Source organism: Halorubrum sp. B52, assembly GCF_059752555.1.
On record NZ_MWTG01000007.1, the window covers coordinates 783,693 to 801,109 of the forward strand.

Sequence of the window (17,417 nt, forward strand, 5' to 3'; positions counted from 1 at the left end):
CGAGCGGTCGCCCTCGTCGCCGGAAAGCGCAACGACGATACCGGCGGAGCCGAAACGGGCGCCCATGTACGAGGCCGTCCACGCCCACCCCGACGGCGACGCGACCGTCGCCCGCCACGCGGCCACCGCGGCGCGGTACGGCTACGACGGGGTCGTCGTCCGCACGCGGGACGCGCTCGCTGCGGCCGGCGAGGACGGCGAACCCCCGGATGAGGCGGCGGCGCTCCGCGAGGAGTACGGCGTCGACGTCGTCGACGCGGTCGAGATCGACGTCGACGACGCCACGAGCGCATCGGGCGCGGTGGGCAACTACCGGTCCGAGCGCACCGTCGTCTGTCTCGTCGGCGGCGACGACGGGCTCAACCGGTTCGCAGTCGAGGAGCCGCGGGTCGACGTCCTCGCGCGCCCGATGGACGGGCCGGGGGAGTTCAACCACGTCCTCGCGAAGGCGGCCCGCGACAACGGGGTCCACGTGGAGTTCGACCTCGGCCCGCTGCTCCGCGCGAGCGGAGGGAAGCGCGTTCGCGCCCTCTCCGACCTGCGGAAGCTCCGCGAGATCGTGACCTACTACGACGCGCCCCACGTCGTCAGCGCGAACCCGCGCTCGCACCTCGCGCTCCGGGCGCCCCGCGAGCTGGTCGCCGCCGCCGAGGCGGTCGGGTTCGACCCCGAGTGGGTCGAGGAGGGGCTCCGGGCGTGGAGCGAGATCGCGGCGCGCAACCGGGAGCGTCGCTCCGAGGCCTTCATAGAGCCGGGGGTCCGACGTGGAAGGTATGAAGAAGACGGTTGAGGAGCACGCGGCGCGCTTCTCCGAGAAGGCGGCGGAGTACGACGACTCGAAGAGCGACGAGTACCACGCCTGCGCGAGCCTCGTTATCGAGTACGCCGACCCGAACCCCGACGACGTGGTCCTCGACCTGGGCGCCGGCACCGGCGCCATCGCGCTGGCGATCGCGCCCGACGCCGAGCGCGTGCTCGCCCGGGACATCAGCGAGGGGATGATGGACGAGGGCCGTCGGAAGGCCGAGGAACGGGGGCTCTCGAACGTCGAGTTCGCGTACGGCGAGTTCCGGGACCCCGAGGTCGACCCCGGCCAGCGGATCGACGTCGTCACCTCGAACTTCGCGCTCCACCACCTCGGCGACGACGAGAAGCGCGAGGCGATCCGCGTGATGGCCGCGACCGGGGCCCGCCGGATCGTCCTCGGCGACGTGGCCTTCTTCGAGGAGCCGGACCCGGAGGCGCCCTTTTACGGCCCCGATGTCGACGACCCGGCCACCGTGGGGACCCTCGTCGAGGCGTTCACCGCCGAGGGGTACGCGGTGACCGCGGTCGAGCGCGTCCACGACCAGGTCGCCGTGATCGTCGCGGAGCGGCTCGGCGGCGACGCGGGCGGGGAGTGAGCCGAGCCCGATGAAACACCTCCCCAAACACCTCCGACCGCGCTGGCGGTACCTCGCGGTCGGGATCGAGACGTGGCCCGACGCCGACCTCGGGCGCCGCTCCTTCCAGCGCGCGCTCTGGTACGCCGCCGGCAACCTGATCGGCGACGCGGGCAGCGCCGACGCCGACCTCACGCTGCTCTCGTTCGCGCACGGCGACGGGACGGGGGAAGCGGTGGTCAGGGTCCGGCACGGCCACGTCGCCGAGGCGCGCGCGGCGGTCGCCTGCGTGAGCGAGGTCGACGGCGACCCCGTCGGGATCCACGTCCGTGGAATCTCGGGGACGGTGCGTGCCTGTGAGGAAAGATATATGGGTCGCGCGGGCGCTAATTCGACACAGCGAGACGTCGCGTTCGGGGACGCCGAGCGGCCCGCGGTCGTGCGCGAGGACGCGTGCGACGTGCGTGTCGAGTCGGGTTACGTCGGCGCGGCGGCGTTCGACATCGAGTGATATCATGCAGGGCCAATCCCAACAGCAGGCGTACGACCGAGGCATCACCATCTTCTCTCCCGACGGCAGGCTCTACCAGGTCGAGTACGCCCGGGAGGCGGTGAAACGCGGGACGGCGAGCGTCGGCGTCCGCGCCGAGGACGGCGTCGTCCTCGCGGCGGACAAGCGCGCCCGCTCCCCGCTGATGGAGCCGGCGAGCATCGAGAAGCTCCACAAGGCCGACGACCACGTCGGCGTCGCGAGCGCGGGCCACGTCGCCGACGCCCGCCAGCTCATCGACTTCGCGCGCCGGCAGGCGCAGGTGAACCGCCTGCGCTACGGCGAGGCGATCGGCATCGAGACGCTGACGAAGACGATCACCGACCACATCCAGCAGTACACGCAGGTCGGCGGCGCGCGCCCCTTCGGCGTCGCGCTCATCGTCGGCGGGATCGAGAACGGCGAGCCGCGCCTCTTCGAGACCGACCCCTCCGGCACCCCCTACGAGTGGCGGGCGCTCTCGATCGGCTCCGACCGGAGCGACCTCCGCGACTACCTCGAAGAGGAGTACGAGGAGGGGCTCTCCACCGACGAGGCGGTCGGGCTCGCGCTCGACACCCTCGCGCAGTCGAACGACGGCGAACTGGCGCCCGACGGCGTCGGCGTCGCCACGATCACCGTCGACGACGAGGAGTACACCGAGCGGTCGAACGACGAGATCGAGTCGATCCTCGAGGAGCGCGACCTGCTCGCGACCGACGAGGACGCGGACGGCAGCGAGGGCGCGGGCGACACCGAGGACGCGGGCGACGGCGACGAGGAGTAGTCCGGTCGCCCCCGGTCGAAACGACCATTTTTCGAGGCGCGAACAGGGACGTATGAGCGACGACGCGGTCGAATCTGACGGGCCCGAGCGGGACGCCCCGACGCTCCCGGTCGGCTACGAGCTGCGGGAAACGACCCCGTCGGTCGACGCGTTCCGTCGGCTCCGGCGGGAGGCCGGCATGAGCGACCGGTCGCGCGAGGCGGTCGAGCGGGGGCTCCCGAACACGACGTACGGCGTTCACGCGGTCGAGACCGAGACCGGGTCGGCGGTCGGCATGGCGCGGATCGTCGGGGACGGCGGATCGATCTTCCACCTCTCGGACATGGCCGTCGCGGAGCCGCATCAGGGGCGGGGGATCGGGACGGCGATGATGGACGCGCTCGTCGCGTGGCTCCGCGCGAACGCCCCGGACGGCGCGTACGTCGACCTCCTCGCCGACGTCGACGGTTTCTACGAGCGATGGGGGTTCAAGCGGACCGCCCCCGCGTCGCGGGCGATGGGCGTCCGGACCGAAGAGCTGTGACTGGAGGCCGGCGCCGGACGCCGCGAGGGAACCGGCGGTCGGGTCGGGAGAGTTATGCCGCCGGGGGCCGACCGACGACGCGTGCAGAAGACGGTACTCATCACCGGCTGTTCCTCGGGTATCGGCCGCGCCGCGGCGCACGCGTTCAACGACGAGGGGTGGACCGTGTACGCGACCGCGCGGAACCCCGCGGACATCGAGACGCTCGGCGAGGCGGGCTGTGAGCTCGCCACGCTCGACGTCACCGACCAGTCCGACGTCGACCGCGTCGTCGACCGGGTCTTAGACGAGGAGGGCGCGATCGACGCCCTGGTCAACAACGCGGGGTACGGCCAGTTCGGGCCGATCGAAGACGTGTCGACCGCGGAGGTACACGAGCAGTTCGACGTGAACGTGTACGGGCCGCACCGGCTCGTCAAGGCGGTGTTGCCGGCGATGCGCCGCGAGCGCGACGGCACCATCGTCAACGTGTCCTCGGTCGCCGGGCGGGTCTCGTTCCCCGGCGGCGGCGTCTACTCCGGGTCGAAGTTCGCCCTGGAGGCGATGTCGGACGCGCTCCGCAACGAGGTCTCCGAGTTCGGTATCGACGTCGTCGTCGTCGAGCCGGGGCCGGTGAAGACGAACTTCTCGAGGCGCGCGCAGTCCGAGGCTGGCGTCGAGCCGGACGGGGGCGAGGACGACGCGTCGGACGAAGACACCAGCGACCGCTCCGGCGCATACGAGGAGTTCTACGCGATGTTCGAGGACGCACAGCTGATCGGCGGCGACGGTCCCGGGGCGGTGGAGCCCGAACTCGTCGCCGGCGCCATCTACGACGCCGCGAGCGCGACGCGGCCACCGGCGCGGATCCAGTCCGGCACGGCGGCCCGCGTCGGCGTGCTCGCGCGGTTCCTCCCCGACGCGGTGTTCGATCGGGGGTACGAGCTCGTCCGGAAGTTCACGTCGTAGCGTCAGTCGCCGTTTTCCGCTTCCCCGGGCCCCGACTCGACCGCGAACGGGCTCTCGCTCTCCCGCCACTCCCACCCCGGGAGCCGCGTCTGGAACCCCGCGGCGAGCGCGGCGTCGAGGTCGTCGGCGCCGGCGGTCCCGGCGTCGTCGCCCGGCGCGGTCTCGTCCTCGCTCACGTGGACGTCCACGAAGTGGAACGTCGCCTCCGCGAGCAGCGACAGCGGGCGGCCGCCGGCGATCGTCGCCGCGAGCTCGCGACCGAGGACCTCGTCGACGACGAAGCCCGGGTAGTCGCCGGCGACGTCGAGGTCGCGGAGGAGCGCGACGCAGCCGGCGACGTTGACCGCGACCTCGCCGTCGGCGAAGACGGCGTCGGCCTCGCGGCGGTACGTCTCGCGGCTCACGGGGTCGACCTCCGTCTCGAACAGCGTCCCGAGTCGCTCGCGGGTCTCGTTGATGAGGGGGACGACGACGGGCGCGCGGTCGCGCACCCACGCGTGCTCGTCGCGGACCGTCTCGGGGGTGACGCGCATGGGGATTCGAACGCCGACGCCGGACAAGGGGTTTGCCCTTTGCGAAGGGTTTTATAATAACGGGGGTATACGTCCACCTAAGCGGGTTTTCGCTGGCTGTTCCCGCACGGAACCACCTACGGACAGTACTACCACTATGCCTCCCCCGTCACGGTCGACCGTTCGGCGACGAGCCACGGACCGGCGCGCGGACGCGTTCGACGGCGGCGGCGACCCCAACTACCCGCGGTAAGATATGAGTCAAGTCGACAAGCAGCTCGATACCCTGAAATCAGAGATCGAACAGGAGATTCCGAACGACATCACGGTCACCGACGTCAAGTACGAGGGCCCGGAACTGGTCGTGTACACCCGCGACCCGAAGCGGTTCGCCGGCGACGGCGACCTGATCCGCCGGCTCGCCTCAAAGCTCCGGAAACGAATCACGGTCCGCCCCGACCCCAGCGCCCTCTCTCCGCCGGCGCGCGCCGAGGAGGAGGTGCGGGAGGTGATCCCGGACGACGCCGGCGTGACCGACCTCGACTTCCACGAGGACACCGGCGAGGTCGTCATCGAGGCCGAGAAGCCGGGGATGGTGATCGGCCGCCGCGGCTCCACGCTGCGGGAGATCACCCAGGAGGTCGGCTGGACCCCCGAGGTCGTTCGGACGCCGCCGATCGAGTCCTCCACCGTCTCGAACGTGCGCGGCTTCCTGAAGAACGAGCGCGAGGAGCGCCGCGACATCCTCGAGCGCGTCGGGCGCCAGATCCACCGCGAGGAGATGTCCGACGACGAGTGGGTCCGGATCACGACGCTCGGCTGCTGCCGCGAGGTCGGCCGCGCCGCGTTCATCCTCTCGACGCCGGAGACCCGGATCCTCATCGACTGCGGCGACAAGCCCGGCGCGGAGGGCGAGGTGCCGTACCTCCAGGTCCCGGAGGCGCTCGGGGCCGGCGCGGCGACGCTCGACGCCGTCGTGCTCACGCACGCTCACCTCGACCACTCGGCGCTGGTCCCGCTCCTGTACAAGTACGGCTACGACGGCCCGATCTACACGACCGAGCCGAGCCGCGACCTGATGGGGCTGCTCACGCTGGACTACCTCGACGTCGCCGCCAAGGAGGGGCGGACGCCGCCGTACGAGTCGGCGCAGGTCCGCGAGGCGATCAAACACACCATCCCGCTGGAGTACGGCGACGTCACCGACGTGGCGCCCGACGTGAAGCTCACCTTCCACAACGCGGGCCACATCCTCGGGAGCGCGGTCACGCACTTCCACATCGGCGACGGGCTCTACAACGTCGCCTTCTCCGGCGACATCCACTACGAGGACACCCGCCTGTTCAACGGCGCCGTCAACGACTTCCCGCGGGTCGAGACGCTCGTGTTAGAGTCCACCTACGGCGGTCGCGACGACTACCAGACCGACCAGGCCGACTCCGAGGAGGCGCTCAAGGAGGTCATCAACGAGACGTACGAGCAGGGCGGGAAGGTCGTCATCCCCGCGTTCGCCGTGGGGCGCTCCCAGGAGATCATGCTCGTCTTGGAGGAGGCGATGCGGAAGGGCGAGATCCCGGAGATGCCCGTCCACCTCGACGGGATGATCTGGGAGGCGACCGCGATCCACACCACCTATCCCGAGTACCTCCGCGACGACCTCCGCGACCGGATCTTCCACGAGGACGAGAACCCGTTCCTCGCCGAGCAGTTCAACCACATCGACGCCGGCGAGGACGAGCGACAGGAGGTCGCCGACGGCGACGAGTGCATCGTCATCTCCACCTCCGGGATGATCGAGGGCGGGCCGATCATGTCGTGGCTCCGCCACATCGGCCCCGACCCGGACTCGAACCTCGTCTTCGTCGGCTACCAGGCGCAGGGGACGCTCGGCCGCCGGATCCAGAACGGCTGGGACGAGATCCCGGTCGACGGCTGGGGCGGCGGGAGCCGCGGCGACACGCTCACCCTGGAGATGGGGACCGAGGTCGTCGACGGCTTCTCCGGGCACGCCGACCGGCAGGGGTTAGAGAACTTCGTGAAGACGATGAACCCGCGGCCGGAGAAGGTGCTGTGCGTCCACGGCGACGAGCGCTCCGTGCAGGACCTCTCCTCGGCGCTGTACCACGACTACAACATGCGGACGTTCGCGCCGAAGAACCTGGAGACGTTCCGGTTCAAGTAGGCCGAACCCGGTCTTTCCGCTCGGGTTTCCCTCGTTGCGCCGACGGGAGTCTTTAACCGGCGACGCGGCAACGTCGAGCCATGCGCATCGCGCTCATCGCCCACGACGAACTGAAAGACGAGATGGTGGAGTTCGTCACGAAACACGCCGCCGCGCTCGACGACTGCGAGCTCGTGACGACGGGGACCACCGGGAAACGCATCAGCGAGGAGACCGGCCTCGCCGTGAACCGACAGGCGTCGGGCCCGTACGGCGGCGACCTCCAGATCGGCGCGATGATCGCTGACGAGGCCATCGACGGCGTCGTCTTCCTCCGCGACCCGCTCACCGCGCAGGCGCACGAGCCGGACATCTCCGCGCTGCTCCGCGTCTGCGACGTGAAGGACGTCCCGCTGGCGACCAACGTCGCCTCCGGGGAACTGCTCGTCGAGGGGCTCCTCGACTCAACGTGAGCCGCCCCGCTCCCGAGTATCAGATCGGATACCGGGGGCCGCGGCGTTTTAGGTCCCGCAGTCGTACCCCGCACCGATGACCCGTCGCCCGACGACCCGTTACCCGATGGCCCGGCTCGCGGCGCTGGCGACCGCGTTTCTCCTCGTCTCGGCGCTCGTCGCGAGCGGGGCGGCCGTCGGTCTCGGCGCTGCGCAGTCCGGCGGCGAGGCGCCCGGGAACGACACGCGCGAGGGCGACACTCCCGACGACGCCGCGACGCCGCCGACGCGGTGTTTCGCGGGCGACGGCTACCCGATCTCGATCGGCGAGACGGGCGCGACGATCGACGCGGTCGTCCACCTCTCCGTGCTGACCGATCCCGCCGCCGGCAACGAGTTCGGACTGGAAGCGGCCGGGACGCTCGACGGCGACCCGATCGTGACGCTCGCCGCGGGGGTCCGGCTCACCGCGCGCGAGGCGATTTCGAACGGGATCGACCCGTTCGCGGCGTTCGACGTGTTGTACGCGTACGAGCTCGACCTCCCGATGTTCGGCGGCGCGATCGGCGACTCCGACTACCGCGGCGAGGGCTCCCCGATCGAGTCGGGCGCCGGCGCCGCGGCCTGCTGAGCCGGCGCGCGCCTCGCGGTCCGCTACTCGTCGTCTTCGCCGTCTCCGCCGTCCCCTCCGCCCGCCGGCGACCGGACCCCGCGAACGATCCCCAGTAGCTCCCGCCGAGCGTCCTCGGGACTCCGGCCGTCCGGGTACGCGTCCGATCCGAGCGGGTAGGCGCCGCCGGCGAGGAGGTACTCGTCGGTCGCCCACACCGCGAGCAGCGCCTCGACCGGGGAGCTGTCGCCCGGGCCGCCCGTATCGTCGCCGTCGCCGCCGGCGTCCCCGCCGATCCGACAGTCCCCGCGGAAGGTCCAGAGCGTCGCGCGGGAGGTGGTCGGATCGTCGATCGCGATCCCGCGCTCGCCGCGGCGCTCGACGGCCTCGACGCCGCGGTCGGCGAGCCGGTCGCGGAACCCCTCCCGAGCCCGTCGCTCGACGAGCCGCGTGAGCGCGGCGTTCGGTGTCGTCTCCGGGCGGATCCGCAGACGACTCGCGAAGCAGAAGGGGCGCGGCGGGGGGTCGTTCGTCCGCTCGTACCGCACCGTGCTCGCGGTCACCGAGACGGGGCCGGCCGCGAACGGTCGGTCCGTCGTCTCGGCGACGCGTCGCCAGCCGTCGAGGCGGTCCGGAGGGACGACCGGCGGGTCCATGGTCGGCGTTCGCCGGGCAGGTAATTAAAAGCGGGCGGGGGCGGAGGCGGCTCGGGCGGCGAGCGGAGAGGGGGCCGCCGCGGATCGGGTCAGTGGTCGTCTTCGCGCCACTTGTGCTCGCACTCGGTGCAGACGAAGAAGCGGGTCTCCGACTCGTCGGCCGAGCGGATCTGCTGCATGTACCAGTACGCGCGGTCGTTGCCGCACTCCGGGCAGTGGGCGGTCGTCTGCGGGAGCCCCTTGTCCTCCGCGTCGCTCACGTCGATGATCTCCGACTCGACCTGCGACTCGGTGGTCCACTCGTCGTCGCCGTCCTCGCGGCCGATCTCGTGGCCGCAGTCCTCGGAGCTACACACCCAGTGGTCCTCGCCCTCGCCGGACTTCATCATCGAGCCGCACTCGTCGCAGAACTTCATGGCGGAACCAGCCGCGGATCGTATATAAACGACGGGATCGCGGACGAGCGGCGTCGATCGCGTCGACGGCGGTTCGCGCGCTATTCGCCGTCGAGGTGCTCGGCGAGCGCGAACCGCACGCGCTCCTCATCGCTCCCCTTCGTCTCCCGACCGGTGACGACGACCTCGCCGATCTCGGCGGTGTCGCCGACGTGGGTCCCGGCGCAGGCGGTGCGGTCGTACGGGTCCGCGCCGGTCTCCGGCCCCGCGTCGTCGGCGCCCGCCGCGCCGATCTCGACAATCCGGAGCTCCCGGATCGAGTCGGGAAGGAGGTCGATGCGGGTGCGCTCCGGGTCCAGCGTCGCCTCCGCCTCCGCGCGGTCCATCGCGTAGCTCGTGACGGGGCGCTCGTCGGCGACGAGCTCGTTGAGGCGCGCCTCGATCCGGTCGAGGTCCGCGTCGTCGAAGCGGTCGTACGCCGCGTCGAGGTGCGCGTGGTCGTCGTACAGCTGGTTTCCGGTGGTCCGCGCGTCGAACTCGTTTAACAGAAGCGCCGACAGCAGGTGTTGGGCGGTGTGGTACCGCGAGTGAGCCGACCGACGCGCCGCGTCGATCTCGCCGACGACCGCGGTGCCGGGCTCGGGCGGGGACCGTGAGCTCCCTCCGTCCGTCGCCGCGAGAGTGTGGTAGATCGTGTCCTTCTTCTGCACGTCGACCACCCGCCACCGAGCACCGTTCTCCCCGTCCGCGACGCGGAGCGTCCCCGTGTCGTGCGGCTGGCCGCCGCCGGTCGGATAGAAGTGCGTCCGGTCGAGGACGACGCGGTCGTCGAGCGCGCGCTCGACGGTCGCCTCGAACGTCGTCACGGTGTCGTCGGCGAGGTACAGCTCCTCGGTCATATCCGAAGGGAGCGCTTCCGCCGGCTTAGGTGGTGCGTTCGGGGCGAGACGCGCGTGGGGAACGCGGCCGTCGAGGAGCGGCCGACCGCCGCTCTCAGATCCGATACTCGGACGTCGACGTTTATCCGTGCTCCCGGCGTACGCGGGTACATGAACCGTCCCGACCGGGCGCAGAGCGAGGTGATCGGCGTCGTGCTCCTTCTCGGACTCACGATCACCGCGGTCGGGATCACGGTCGCGCTCGGGTCGACGGCGCTCGCCGACGTGCAGTCGTCGGCCGACGTCCAGCGGATCGAGGGGGCGATGACGCAGGTCGACTCGAAGGCCAGCCTCGTGGCGCACGGCGGGTCGACGAGCCAGCGCGTCCGGCTCGACCCGGGGCGGAGCGCCGACGTGCGCGTCGACGGCGACGCGGGGGTGATGCGGATCGAGGTCGAGGCGGAGAACGAGGCCGGCGACCTGGAGACGGTGACGGAGAACGTCACGCTCGGCGCCATGATCTACGAGCGGGGCGACGAGCGGGTCGCGTATCAGGGCGGCGGCGTCTGGCGGTCGAACGGCGACGGCTCGTGGATGGTGTCCCCGCCCGAGTTCCACTACCGCGGCGACACGCTCACGCTCCCGCTCGTGACGATCGACGGCGTCGACGGGCGGCTCGGCGACGCCGCGGTCGTGACGGGCCGGTCGGAGCACCCGGAGGGGCTGTTCCCCTCCGAGAACGTCTCGAACCCGCTGCTCGGCGGCAACGTGACGATCACGGTCGAGAGCGAGTACGCGGAGGCGTGGGGGCGGTTCTTTGATACCCGGACGCGGGCGAACGTCACCCAGGTGTCGCCGACGGAGGTCCGCGTCGCGCTCCGCACGGAGACGGTCCACCCCACGCTGAGCGCGAGCGTCTCGTCGGTGGGTCGCTCTCGGCTCGACACGGGCGGGATCGACAGCCTGTACGCCGACAGCTACGACTCCAGCGTCGACTCGTACAACGCTTCGGACGCGAACAGCGATGCGGTGGTCCAGACCACCGGCGAGTTCCGACTCACGGCGGGCGGCGGCGGCGGCACCGACAGCATCACGATCCGCGGCGACCTCGTCGCGGAGTCGTACAACATCCCGTCCGGCCAGGAGGACAAGCTGAACGTCACCGGCGAGCGACGGGTCGACGACTCCCTGAGCGAGGCGGACCCCATCTCCGGAGCCATAACCGAGCGGATGAACCGGATCCGCGACCGGAACCTCGAATCGAACACCGTCTCCGGGTTCGGACACGACGACGGGTCGACTCGGACGATCGGGTCGGACACCTTCGTGAACGGCAGCGTCTCCGTCTCGAACGGCAGCACCCTCCGGATCGAGAACGGATCGGCCGTGCACGTCGACGGGGGGCTCAGCGTGAGCGGGGACGGCAGCCGGATCGAATTCGTCGGCGAAGACTACAGCGACGACAGCGACGACAGCGACGACATCGCGGTCCTCGTCGAGGGCGACGTCGCGATGCGGGACGGGTCGACACTCCGCGCACGGGGCGTGAACCGCAACGAGCTGTTCGTCGGCGGGATGATCGACGTGCGGAACGACGCGTCGATCACGACGGCCGCTGACACCCGCCTCGAGCTGTACAACACAGGCAACGTCGACGTGCGAGACACCGCGACGATCGCCGCCGACAGCGACGTGACCAAGAACCTGTGGCTCTACTCGAGCGGGGACGACGTCTACTTCGGGGGCGACCAGACCGACGGGATCGACTTCGCCGGCGTGATGTTCGCGCCGACGAGCGACGTGGAGCTCAGGAATCAGATGACGTTCAAGGGGTCGTTCACGTCCGGGAGCTTCGCGTTCGACGACGCCGACCTCAGCCTGCACTACGACGAGGCGCTCAGGGACGTCCAACCGTTCGCTGGCGAGTCCGTCCCCGTGGTGAGCCATCTCCACGTCTCCCGACACCGGGTGACGGTCGAGGACGACTGATCCGATCGCGCTGGACCGCTCGCGGGAGGACCGTCAGCGCCGAAGCCCGATGAGCCGCACGACCTCGCGCACGTACACCAGGTCGTCGTGAGTCAGCTCCGCCACCGCGACGCCGTCGGCGTCGGCGGGTGTCGCGTCCGAGAACCCGTCGACCCGCTCGAAGTAGCGCGCCCACGCGTCCGGGTGGTCCGTCTCCACCCAGAGGTACAACGTCTCGCCGCTCGCGGCGTCGAACCGCGTCGTCGTCGAGTCGGCGTTCGGGTCCTCGACCGCAGTGATCTGGACGGTCCCCTCGCCGGTGACGCTCTCCTCACCGTCGCCGCGGAGCAACGCCACCATCGGAATCGTCGTCCGACCGTCGGCGGCGACGAAGCGGGGCTCGGACAGCATCACCGAGCCGTCGCCATCGCCGCGGACCAAGGCGCCGGCCTCGTAGGCGATCGTCGTGTCGCCCTCCTCGTACGCGATCGTCCTCGACGTCCACTCGTCGAGCGTGTGGTTCGTGACGTCGTCGGGGTCGCTGGTGTTCGCGAGAACGAACCGCGTCTCAGCGGAGGTCGACAGCGTGCCGCCGGCCAGCCGGATCTCGGTCGCCCGGTTGGGGTCGCTGTACCGCTGGACGTCCCGGAGGTTGTCGTCGAGTACGTCGAACGCGCGCTCGACGTTGGCGACGCGCTCGGCCTCGCGCCGGTCCTCCACGCCCGTGATGCCGACCGCGAACACCGTGCCGATCGTGATCGTGATCAGCGAGAACACGAGGATGTAGCCGACGACGTCGCTCACGCCGCGCTCGTCGTCGACGAGCGAGGGAACGCCCGCGATCGAGACCGTCTGGTTCCGCCCTCGCCCGCTCATCGCTCCGTCACCTCCAGCCGACCGCTCGAGCCGTTATACCGGATCCGGATCGGCCCGCCACGGACGCGAGACGATTCGACGGACAGGTTCGCGACGTGCGGGATCTCGGCGACCGCCTCCGGGTCGTCGGTCCGCAGCGTCACGGCCTCGGAGTCGACCGCGATCCGATAGGGACGGCCGGCGATCCGGGCGGGCAGGTCGACGTCGACCGAGACGTTCGCGTCGGGGGCGTCGGCCGGGCGGTCGACCTCCGCCGCGCGGGCGAGCCGGTCGGCGCTCTCGAGGTTCGCGACCGCGGTCTGGCCGACCACGGCGAGGTCGCCCCTGACGACGCGGTCCGTCTGCGAGTCGACGACGCCGCCGATCCCGATGACGATCCCGGAGAGCAGCACCGCGCCGATCGCGAGCGTCAGCACGTACCCGACGGTGACGCTCACGGCGCGCTCGTCGCCGCGGAAGCGACGATCGCCGCCGCCGTCCACCGTCCCGCACTCACGCATCGGGCTCACCCGGCGCGACCCGGACCGTGGTCTCGAACCGGAGCTCCGCGGTGCGGTAGCTGAGGTCGATCTCCGCGTCGTACACCGCGGGCGTCGCCGTCAGGTCCGAGTCGACGGCGTCTCCCGTATCGGGGCGCGCGGTGGCGGTCACCGTGCCGTTCGCCGCGTCGGTCCGCTCGATCGTCACGTCGTAGGGGGTTCCCAGCGCCCCGGCGCTCGTCGTCCAGAGCCCCGGACAGGACTCGTCGCCGAGCCGCCCCCCGGTCAGATCGACCGCGACGCGGTCGGCGGCCGGCGTCGAGCAGACGACCGTCGGGGCGCTCCCGTTCTCGCCGACGGCGACGGTGACGTCGCCGGTCTCGTTGTACACGTACACCTCCCGCGTCTCGTTGACGCCGTCGTCGAACCGGACGTGGAACGCGTCGCCCGGTGCCCCGGACGCGTCGGTCGACGAGAGGTTGGTGGAGTCGACCTCCACGACGAACCCTCGGATCTGAGCGACGTCGAGCGCGAGCGTCGCGTTCGCGTCGCCGGTCCCGTTCGCGGTGAGGTTCCCCGTCACGTAGCTCCCGCCGCGGATCGACGAGGGGTCGGCCGCGACGTGGGTCACCCCGCCGCGATCGGCGTACGCCCGGGCGAGGTGCGCGTCGAGGTCGGCGATCCCGTTCTCGACGGCGGTTGCCGCCGCATCGTGGTCCGAGAGTCGGTTCCGGTTCGTCCCGTCGATCAGCTTTCCGGTCTCCTCGACCGCGGCGGCGCGGACCTCCAGCGCCTCCCCGTCGGCGGCCTCGACCCCGCGGGTCGCGACGTTCTCGCTGTAGATGCTCGCGTTCAGCAGCACCACGAGCGCCACCAGCGAGACGGCGACGACGAGCCCGGAGACCAACAGGAGCTGTCCGCGGTCCGCGTCGCGGAAGCGTCGGCCACCGGCGGGGCCGTCGACGCGGGGGCCGCCCCTGTCGCGGGGACCGTCGCCCTCGTCGTCGGGCGACCCGGGAATCACAGCTGCCATACGACGATGCGCACCTCCAGTCTGTCGTACACCGCGCCGCCGCCGGCGTCGGCCGCGTAGAACTCGCCGCTCGCGCTCCCGTCGGAGAGCATCCGCAGCGTCGTGTTCTGGTATCCCGGGGCGGTCAGATTCGCGTCGTCGGTCAGGACGACCGTGCGCGTCGCCGTCACGGCGTTGTCGCTCGGCGCGCCCATGCTCACCAGCGTCGTCTCGTTCCCGTCGCCCGGTCCGTGTCGGATCCGGACGTTGAACGCGATCCGTCGCTCGCCGAAGCTCGCGTTCAGCGCCTCGCCGAACGCGTTCGGCGGGCCGCCGCCCGTGAAGTAGCTCGGGCTCCGTTCGCCCGTGAACGATTCCCTGTCCGGGTCCCAGCGGAGCAGCGCCGCTTCGAGGTCGCCGTTGGCCGCGCTCGTCTCCAGCAGGTCGTTCGCGACCGCCCGCTGCTGGTTCTCCAAGTGCTGGTTCGACGTGCTGGCCGACAGCGGCGTCACCGCGGTCGCCTGCAGCGCGAAGGTGAGCCCGGCGACGATCAGGATCGCCGCCGCGAACGCCTCCAGCGTGTGCGCCTGCGCGCGGTCGTCGGTCGCCACGGTCACCACACCCACACCGTGAGCCGGTACTGGTCGCCGTCGATCGAGACGAGCCGCTGCGAGACGCTGACGCCGCCGCGGTCGACGCGGACCGGGTCTCTCGTGCTCCGGCGCAGTTCGATCGCGTGCGTGCCGTGCTCCGTGTCGACGGTGACGGTCGACGCGTTGCCGATCGGGTCCGGATCGCTCATCGAGTGGACGACGACGAGCACGTCGTCGTCGATCCCGAACTCCGCGGCCGTGTCGTTCGCGACCCCGGCCGGACAGCCGGCCGCGGCGGCGAGGGTGGCGTTTCCCGCGTCGCCCTCGAAGTAGGCGGCCGTACACGCCGGCGATAGCACCGCGGGCTCCGTCGGCGACGCGGCGAGCAGGTCGCCGGCGACCCCCGCGGCGACGCGGTCGCTCACGACCGGCGAGGCGGTCGCCGCGCCGGCGAAGGGATCGAACACGGTCGGGACGAACGCGATCACGAACCCGAGCGTCAGCAGGAACACGCTCGCGCCGATGGCGAAGTCGATCGGGGTCTGCGCGCGGTCTCTCGCGAGCGGTCGGCGAGAGGTGGCCGCGCGCCGGTCACCCGACATAGATCCACACCCCCAGCGCGAGCGTCATCAGGACCACCGCGAACTTGACGCCGGAGATGATGTCGGCGCTGCGGATGTAGCCGCTGATGAACCCCGAGAGCACCGCCTGCAGGGTCACCGCGTGGAAGAACAGCATCGAGAGGACGGCGGGATCCACGCCGCCACCGCCCCCGAACCCGGCGCCGCCGCCCGCGCCGCCCGCGGACTCCCCTTGCGACGAGAGGTCGCCCATCACGTCGATGAACTGGGTCTGGAGGATCGCCATCACGCCGAGCAGCGTGACGTACGTCATCACGATGATCGCCACCTGCATCCGGGTCCGGGAGATGCGTTCGCGCTCGATGTCGTCCTGGTTCTCCGACGCCTGCGCCGCCGTCGTCAACACGTCCGTGATCTGCGAGGAGGCCTCCTGCGCCTCCGAGATGAGCTTCACCGTCCGGGCGAGCCGCGGGACCGCGTACTTGTTGTTGAACTCGACCATGGCGTCGCGGAGGCTCATCCCGTAGTTCACCTTCGCGTGGATCACCTCGAACTCCTCGGCGAGCTGGCCGGTGGAGGTCTCCGAGACCGTCTGGACCGATTCGAGCAGGGTCTGCCCGGTGTCGTTCGCCGAGGAGAGCTTCCGGAGGCTCTCGGAGAGCTTCCCCGTGATCGCCCGCTTCGAGCGCTGGCTCCACTCGTGGAAGACCGCGAGGGGCCCCATCACGAGGTACGCCGGGACGTAGATCCAGACGAACGCCGACCAGACGGGGCGAGCGACCCACCCGTCGAAGGTCGTCGGCGCGTTGCCGGTGAGCGCCGCGATGGCGACGATCGCGACCGCGGCCGGCACGGTCAGCGCCAGCGTGTACAGCGGGTTGTCGCGCAGGAAGTGGTGCGGCGCCGAGACGATCTGTTTCGTCTTGTACGTCCCCTCCCGGTCGCGGATGCGGTCGAAGACGTCGAAGCGACCGACGAACCCCTCGATCAGCCCGAAGTGGAGGAGTCCCTCCCGGCTCGTCTGTCGGAGGCGCTCGCTGCCGCCGTCGGGGCGGAGGTAGCCGTCGCCCGGCTCGTCCTGCTTGACGGTGGAGACGAGCACGAGGAAGCCGATCCCGGTCAGCGGGATCAGCACGTACACCGTCGCGTACAGGAGCCGGTCGTCGGCCTCGCCCATCATCCCCATGATGACGAGGATGATGATGAGGAGGAGGGGGAATAAGGAGAGCGTCATGTACATCTCGCCGAACAGCTCCAGGGTCTCGAGGGTCATCTCGCGCTCCTGTTTCGACGTGCGGAGGTGTTTCTCCTTTTTGTCCTTCAGGAAGCTCTCCATGTCGCCGCCGGAGTTGACGATCGAGAGCATGTCGGCGAGGAACTGCGAGAGCTCGTCGGAGGGGGTCTCCATCGACTGCTGGCGGATCGCGTTCCGGTAGTCGGTGCCGAAGTACTCCGTCTCGTTGACGATGCTCTGGAACTCGCGGGAGACCTCGCCGTACGTGTCTTCCGCCGTCGCCATCGCGCGGAGGATCTCGAGCTGGTTGAGCCCGCCGACGGAGAGCGCGTACATGAACGAGACGGAGTCCGCGAGCAGGAGGTTGATCTCGCGCTTCCGCGCGGACGCCCGCGAGTAGGGGATCGCGACGACGGTGCCGAACCCGAGCGCGAACCCGATCGAGCCGAAGACGAGGCCGCTTATCAGCACCGCGGTCGGCACGACGAGCGACCGCAACAGCGCCTGGACCTCCGGCGTCGGCGCCGGCACGCCGAGCGACAGCGTGCTCGGGTCGATCAGCCCGAGCGAGAAGACGCCGTAGCCGATCAGCGTGCCGAGCGCCCAGAGGAGCCCGCCGACGAGCAGTCCCGCGCCGAGCGCCCGCGAGACGTACATCTCCACCTGGTCCGGCATCCGGGCCTCCGCGAGCTTGCGCTCGACGTCGCCGACGAAGTCGCCGTCGGGGTCGAACAGCAGCTCGAAGACGGGGTAGAACAGCTCCGCGAGGACGTCGGCGTCGGCGGAGCCGTCGCCGACCCCCGTGTCGAGACTCACGCGAGCCACCTCGTCGGGGACACGA

At 70.8% G+C, this 17,417-nt stretch carries 20 protein-coding genes; 10 read left to right on the plus strand and 10 right to left on the minus strand.

Features of this window, described 5'->3' with window-relative positions:
* Nucleotides 1-64: 64 nt before the first annotated feature.
* The 6 genes from B4V04_RS05405 to B4V04_RS05430 are packed head-to-tail and all read left to right on the plus strand — an operon-like array spanning nucleotide 65 to nucleotide 4,169.
* Nucleotides 65-790 (plus strand): RNase P subunit p30 family protein, encoded by a 726-nt coding sequence (locus B4V04_RS05405; RefSeq protein WP_498229821.1) that lies wholly within the window; start codon nucleotides 65-67, stop codon nucleotides 788-790.
* Nucleotides 774-1,403: a class I SAM-dependent methyltransferase gene (locus B4V04_RS05410; RefSeq protein WP_498229823.1), complete on the plus strand. Its 630-nt coding sequence runs from the start codon at nucleotides 774-776 to the stop codon at nucleotides 1,401-1,403. Before B4V04_RS05405 ends, B4V04_RS05410 begins: the two co-directional genes overlap by 17 nt.
* A 10-nt stretch (nucleotides 1,404-1,413) precedes the next feature.
* The gene (locus B4V04_RS05415) at nucleotides 1,414-1,893 is read left to right on the plus strand and encodes an Rpp14/Pop5 family protein (RefSeq protein WP_498229825.1); all 480 of its coding nucleotides are present in this window, start codon (nucleotides 1,414-1,416) and stop codon (nucleotides 1,891-1,893) included.
* Between the two features lie 4 nt (nucleotides 1,894-1,897).
* Nucleotides 1,898-2,698: an archaeal proteasome endopeptidase complex subunit alpha gene (gene psmA / locus B4V04_RS05420; protein ID WP_498229827.1), complete on the plus strand. Its 801-nt coding sequence runs from the start codon at nucleotides 1,898-1,900 to the stop codon at nucleotides 2,696-2,698.
* 52 nt (nucleotides 2,699-2,750) lie between these two features.
* A complete protein-coding gene (locus tag B4V04_RS05425) occupies nucleotides 2,751-3,221 on the plus strand; it encodes a GNAT family N-acetyltransferase (RefSeq protein ID WP_498229829.1) in 471 nt (156 codons plus the stop codon).
* A 54-nt stretch (nucleotides 3,222-3,275) separates the two neighbouring features.
* Entirely contained in the window at nucleotides 3,276-4,169 is an 894-nt protein-coding gene (locus B4V04_RS05430) for an SDR family oxidoreductase (RefSeq protein WP_498229831.1), read from the plus strand.
* A gap of 2 nt (nucleotides 4,170-4,171) precedes the next feature.
* Here B4V04_RS05430 and B4V04_RS05435 read toward each other — a convergent pair whose 3' ends face one another.
* Nucleotides 4,172-4,702 (minus strand): DUF7984 family protein, encoded by a 531-nt coding sequence (locus tag B4V04_RS05435; RefSeq protein ID WP_498229833.1) that lies wholly within the window; start codon nucleotides 4,700-4,702, stop codon nucleotides 4,172-4,174.
* Nucleotides 4,703-4,937: 235 nt separating this feature from the next.
* On the opposite strand from B4V04_RS05435, the gene B4V04_RS05440 reads away from it, so the two are divergent.
* From B4V04_RS05440 to B4V04_RS05450, 3 genes are all read left to right on the plus strand, one after another.
* Nucleotides 4,938-6,863, plus strand: coding sequence for a beta-CASP ribonuclease aCPSF1 (locus B4V04_RS05440; protein WP_498229835.1), 1,926 nt, complete (start codon nucleotides 4,938-4,940; stop codon nucleotides 6,861-6,863).
* A gap of 80 nt (nucleotides 6,864-6,943) precedes the next feature.
* Nucleotides 6,944-7,315, plus strand: coding sequence for a methylglyoxal synthase (locus B4V04_RS05445; RefSeq protein WP_498229837.1), 372 nt, complete (start codon nucleotides 6,944-6,946; stop codon nucleotides 7,313-7,315).
* A 76-nt stretch (nucleotides 7,316-7,391) separates the two neighbouring features.
* Nucleotides 7,392-7,925: a DUF7332 family protein gene (locus tag B4V04_RS05450; RefSeq protein WP_498229839.1), complete on the plus strand. Its 534-nt coding sequence runs from the start codon at nucleotides 7,392-7,394 to the stop codon at nucleotides 7,923-7,925.
* Between the two features lie 23 nt (nucleotides 7,926-7,948).
* Here the strand turns inward: B4V04_RS05450 and B4V04_RS05455 are convergent, their stop codons facing one another.
* The 3 genes from B4V04_RS05455 to B4V04_RS05465 all read right to left on the minus strand — a co-directional run bounded on the left by B4V04_RS05455 (nucleotide 7,949) and on the right by B4V04_RS05465 (nucleotide 9,854).
* Nucleotides 7,949-8,560, minus strand: coding sequence for a DUF6517 family protein (locus B4V04_RS05455; protein ID WP_498229841.1), 612 nt, complete (start codon nucleotides 8,558-8,560; stop codon nucleotides 7,949-7,951).
* A gap of 89 nt (nucleotides 8,561-8,649) precedes the next feature.
* Nucleotides 8,650-8,976: a transcription factor S gene (locus B4V04_RS05460; protein ID WP_144799316.1), complete on the minus strand. Its 327-nt coding sequence runs from the start codon at nucleotides 8,974-8,976 to the stop codon at nucleotides 8,650-8,652.
* Nucleotides 8,977-9,056: 80 nt separating this feature from the next.
* Complete coding sequence (locus B4V04_RS05465) at nucleotides 9,057-9,854, minus strand: alanyl-tRNA editing protein (RefSeq protein ID WP_498229843.1); 798 nt, start codon at nucleotides 9,852-9,854, stop codon at nucleotides 9,057-9,059.
* Nucleotides 9,855-10,004: 150 nt separating this feature from the next.
* Between B4V04_RS05465 and B4V04_RS05470 the strand changes: the two genes are divergently transcribed.
* Nucleotides 10,005-11,822: a DUF7289 family protein gene (locus B4V04_RS05470; protein WP_498229844.1), complete on the plus strand. Its 1,818-nt coding sequence runs from the start codon at nucleotides 10,005-10,007 to the stop codon at nucleotides 11,820-11,822.
* A 33-nt stretch (nucleotides 11,823-11,855) separates the two neighbouring features.
* On the opposite strand, the gene B4V04_RS05475 is transcribed toward B4V04_RS05470, so the two are convergent.
* From B4V04_RS05475 to B4V04_RS05500, 6 genes are read right to left on the minus strand one after another with little or no spacing between them, the layout of a single operon-like run.
* Nucleotides 11,856-12,677: a DUF7289 family protein gene (locus B4V04_RS05475; RefSeq protein WP_498229846.1), complete on the minus strand. Its 822-nt coding sequence runs from the start codon at nucleotides 12,675-12,677 to the stop codon at nucleotides 11,856-11,858.
* Nucleotides 12,674-13,177 carry a DUF7266 family protein gene (locus tag B4V04_RS05480; protein ID WP_498229847.1) on the minus strand — a complete coding sequence of 168 codons (504 nt, stop codon included), beginning with the start codon at nucleotides 13,175-13,177 and terminating at the stop codon, nucleotides 12,674-12,676. Before B4V04_RS05480 ends, B4V04_RS05475 begins: the two co-directional genes overlap by 4 nt.
* Nucleotides 13,170-14,189, minus strand: coding sequence for a DUF7261 family protein (locus B4V04_RS05485; RefSeq protein WP_498229848.1), 1,020 nt, complete (start codon nucleotides 14,187-14,189; stop codon nucleotides 13,170-13,172). The genes B4V04_RS05480 and B4V04_RS05485 overlap by 8 nt, the downstream gene beginning before the upstream one ends.
* Nucleotides 14,177-14,785 carry a DUF7288 family protein gene (locus B4V04_RS05490; protein ID WP_498229849.1) on the minus strand — a complete coding sequence of 203 codons (609 nt, stop codon included), beginning with the start codon at nucleotides 14,783-14,785 and terminating at the stop codon, nucleotides 14,177-14,179. The genes B4V04_RS05485 and B4V04_RS05490 overlap by 13 nt, the downstream gene beginning before the upstream one ends.
* Nucleotides 14,782-15,363 carry a DUF7287 family protein gene (locus tag B4V04_RS05495; RefSeq protein WP_498229850.1) on the minus strand — a complete coding sequence of 194 codons (582 nt, stop codon included), beginning with the start codon at nucleotides 15,361-15,363 and terminating at the stop codon, nucleotides 14,782-14,784. The genes B4V04_RS05490 and B4V04_RS05495 overlap by 4 nt, the downstream gene beginning before the upstream one ends.
* On the minus strand, nucleotides 15,353-17,392 hold the full coding sequence (locus tag B4V04_RS05500; RefSeq protein WP_498229852.1) for a type II secretion system F family protein: 2,040 nt from the start codon (nucleotides 17,390-17,392) through the stop codon (nucleotides 15,353-15,355). Before B4V04_RS05500 ends, B4V04_RS05495 begins: the two co-directional genes overlap by 11 nt.
* Nucleotides 17,393-17,417: the final 25 nt, after the last annotated feature.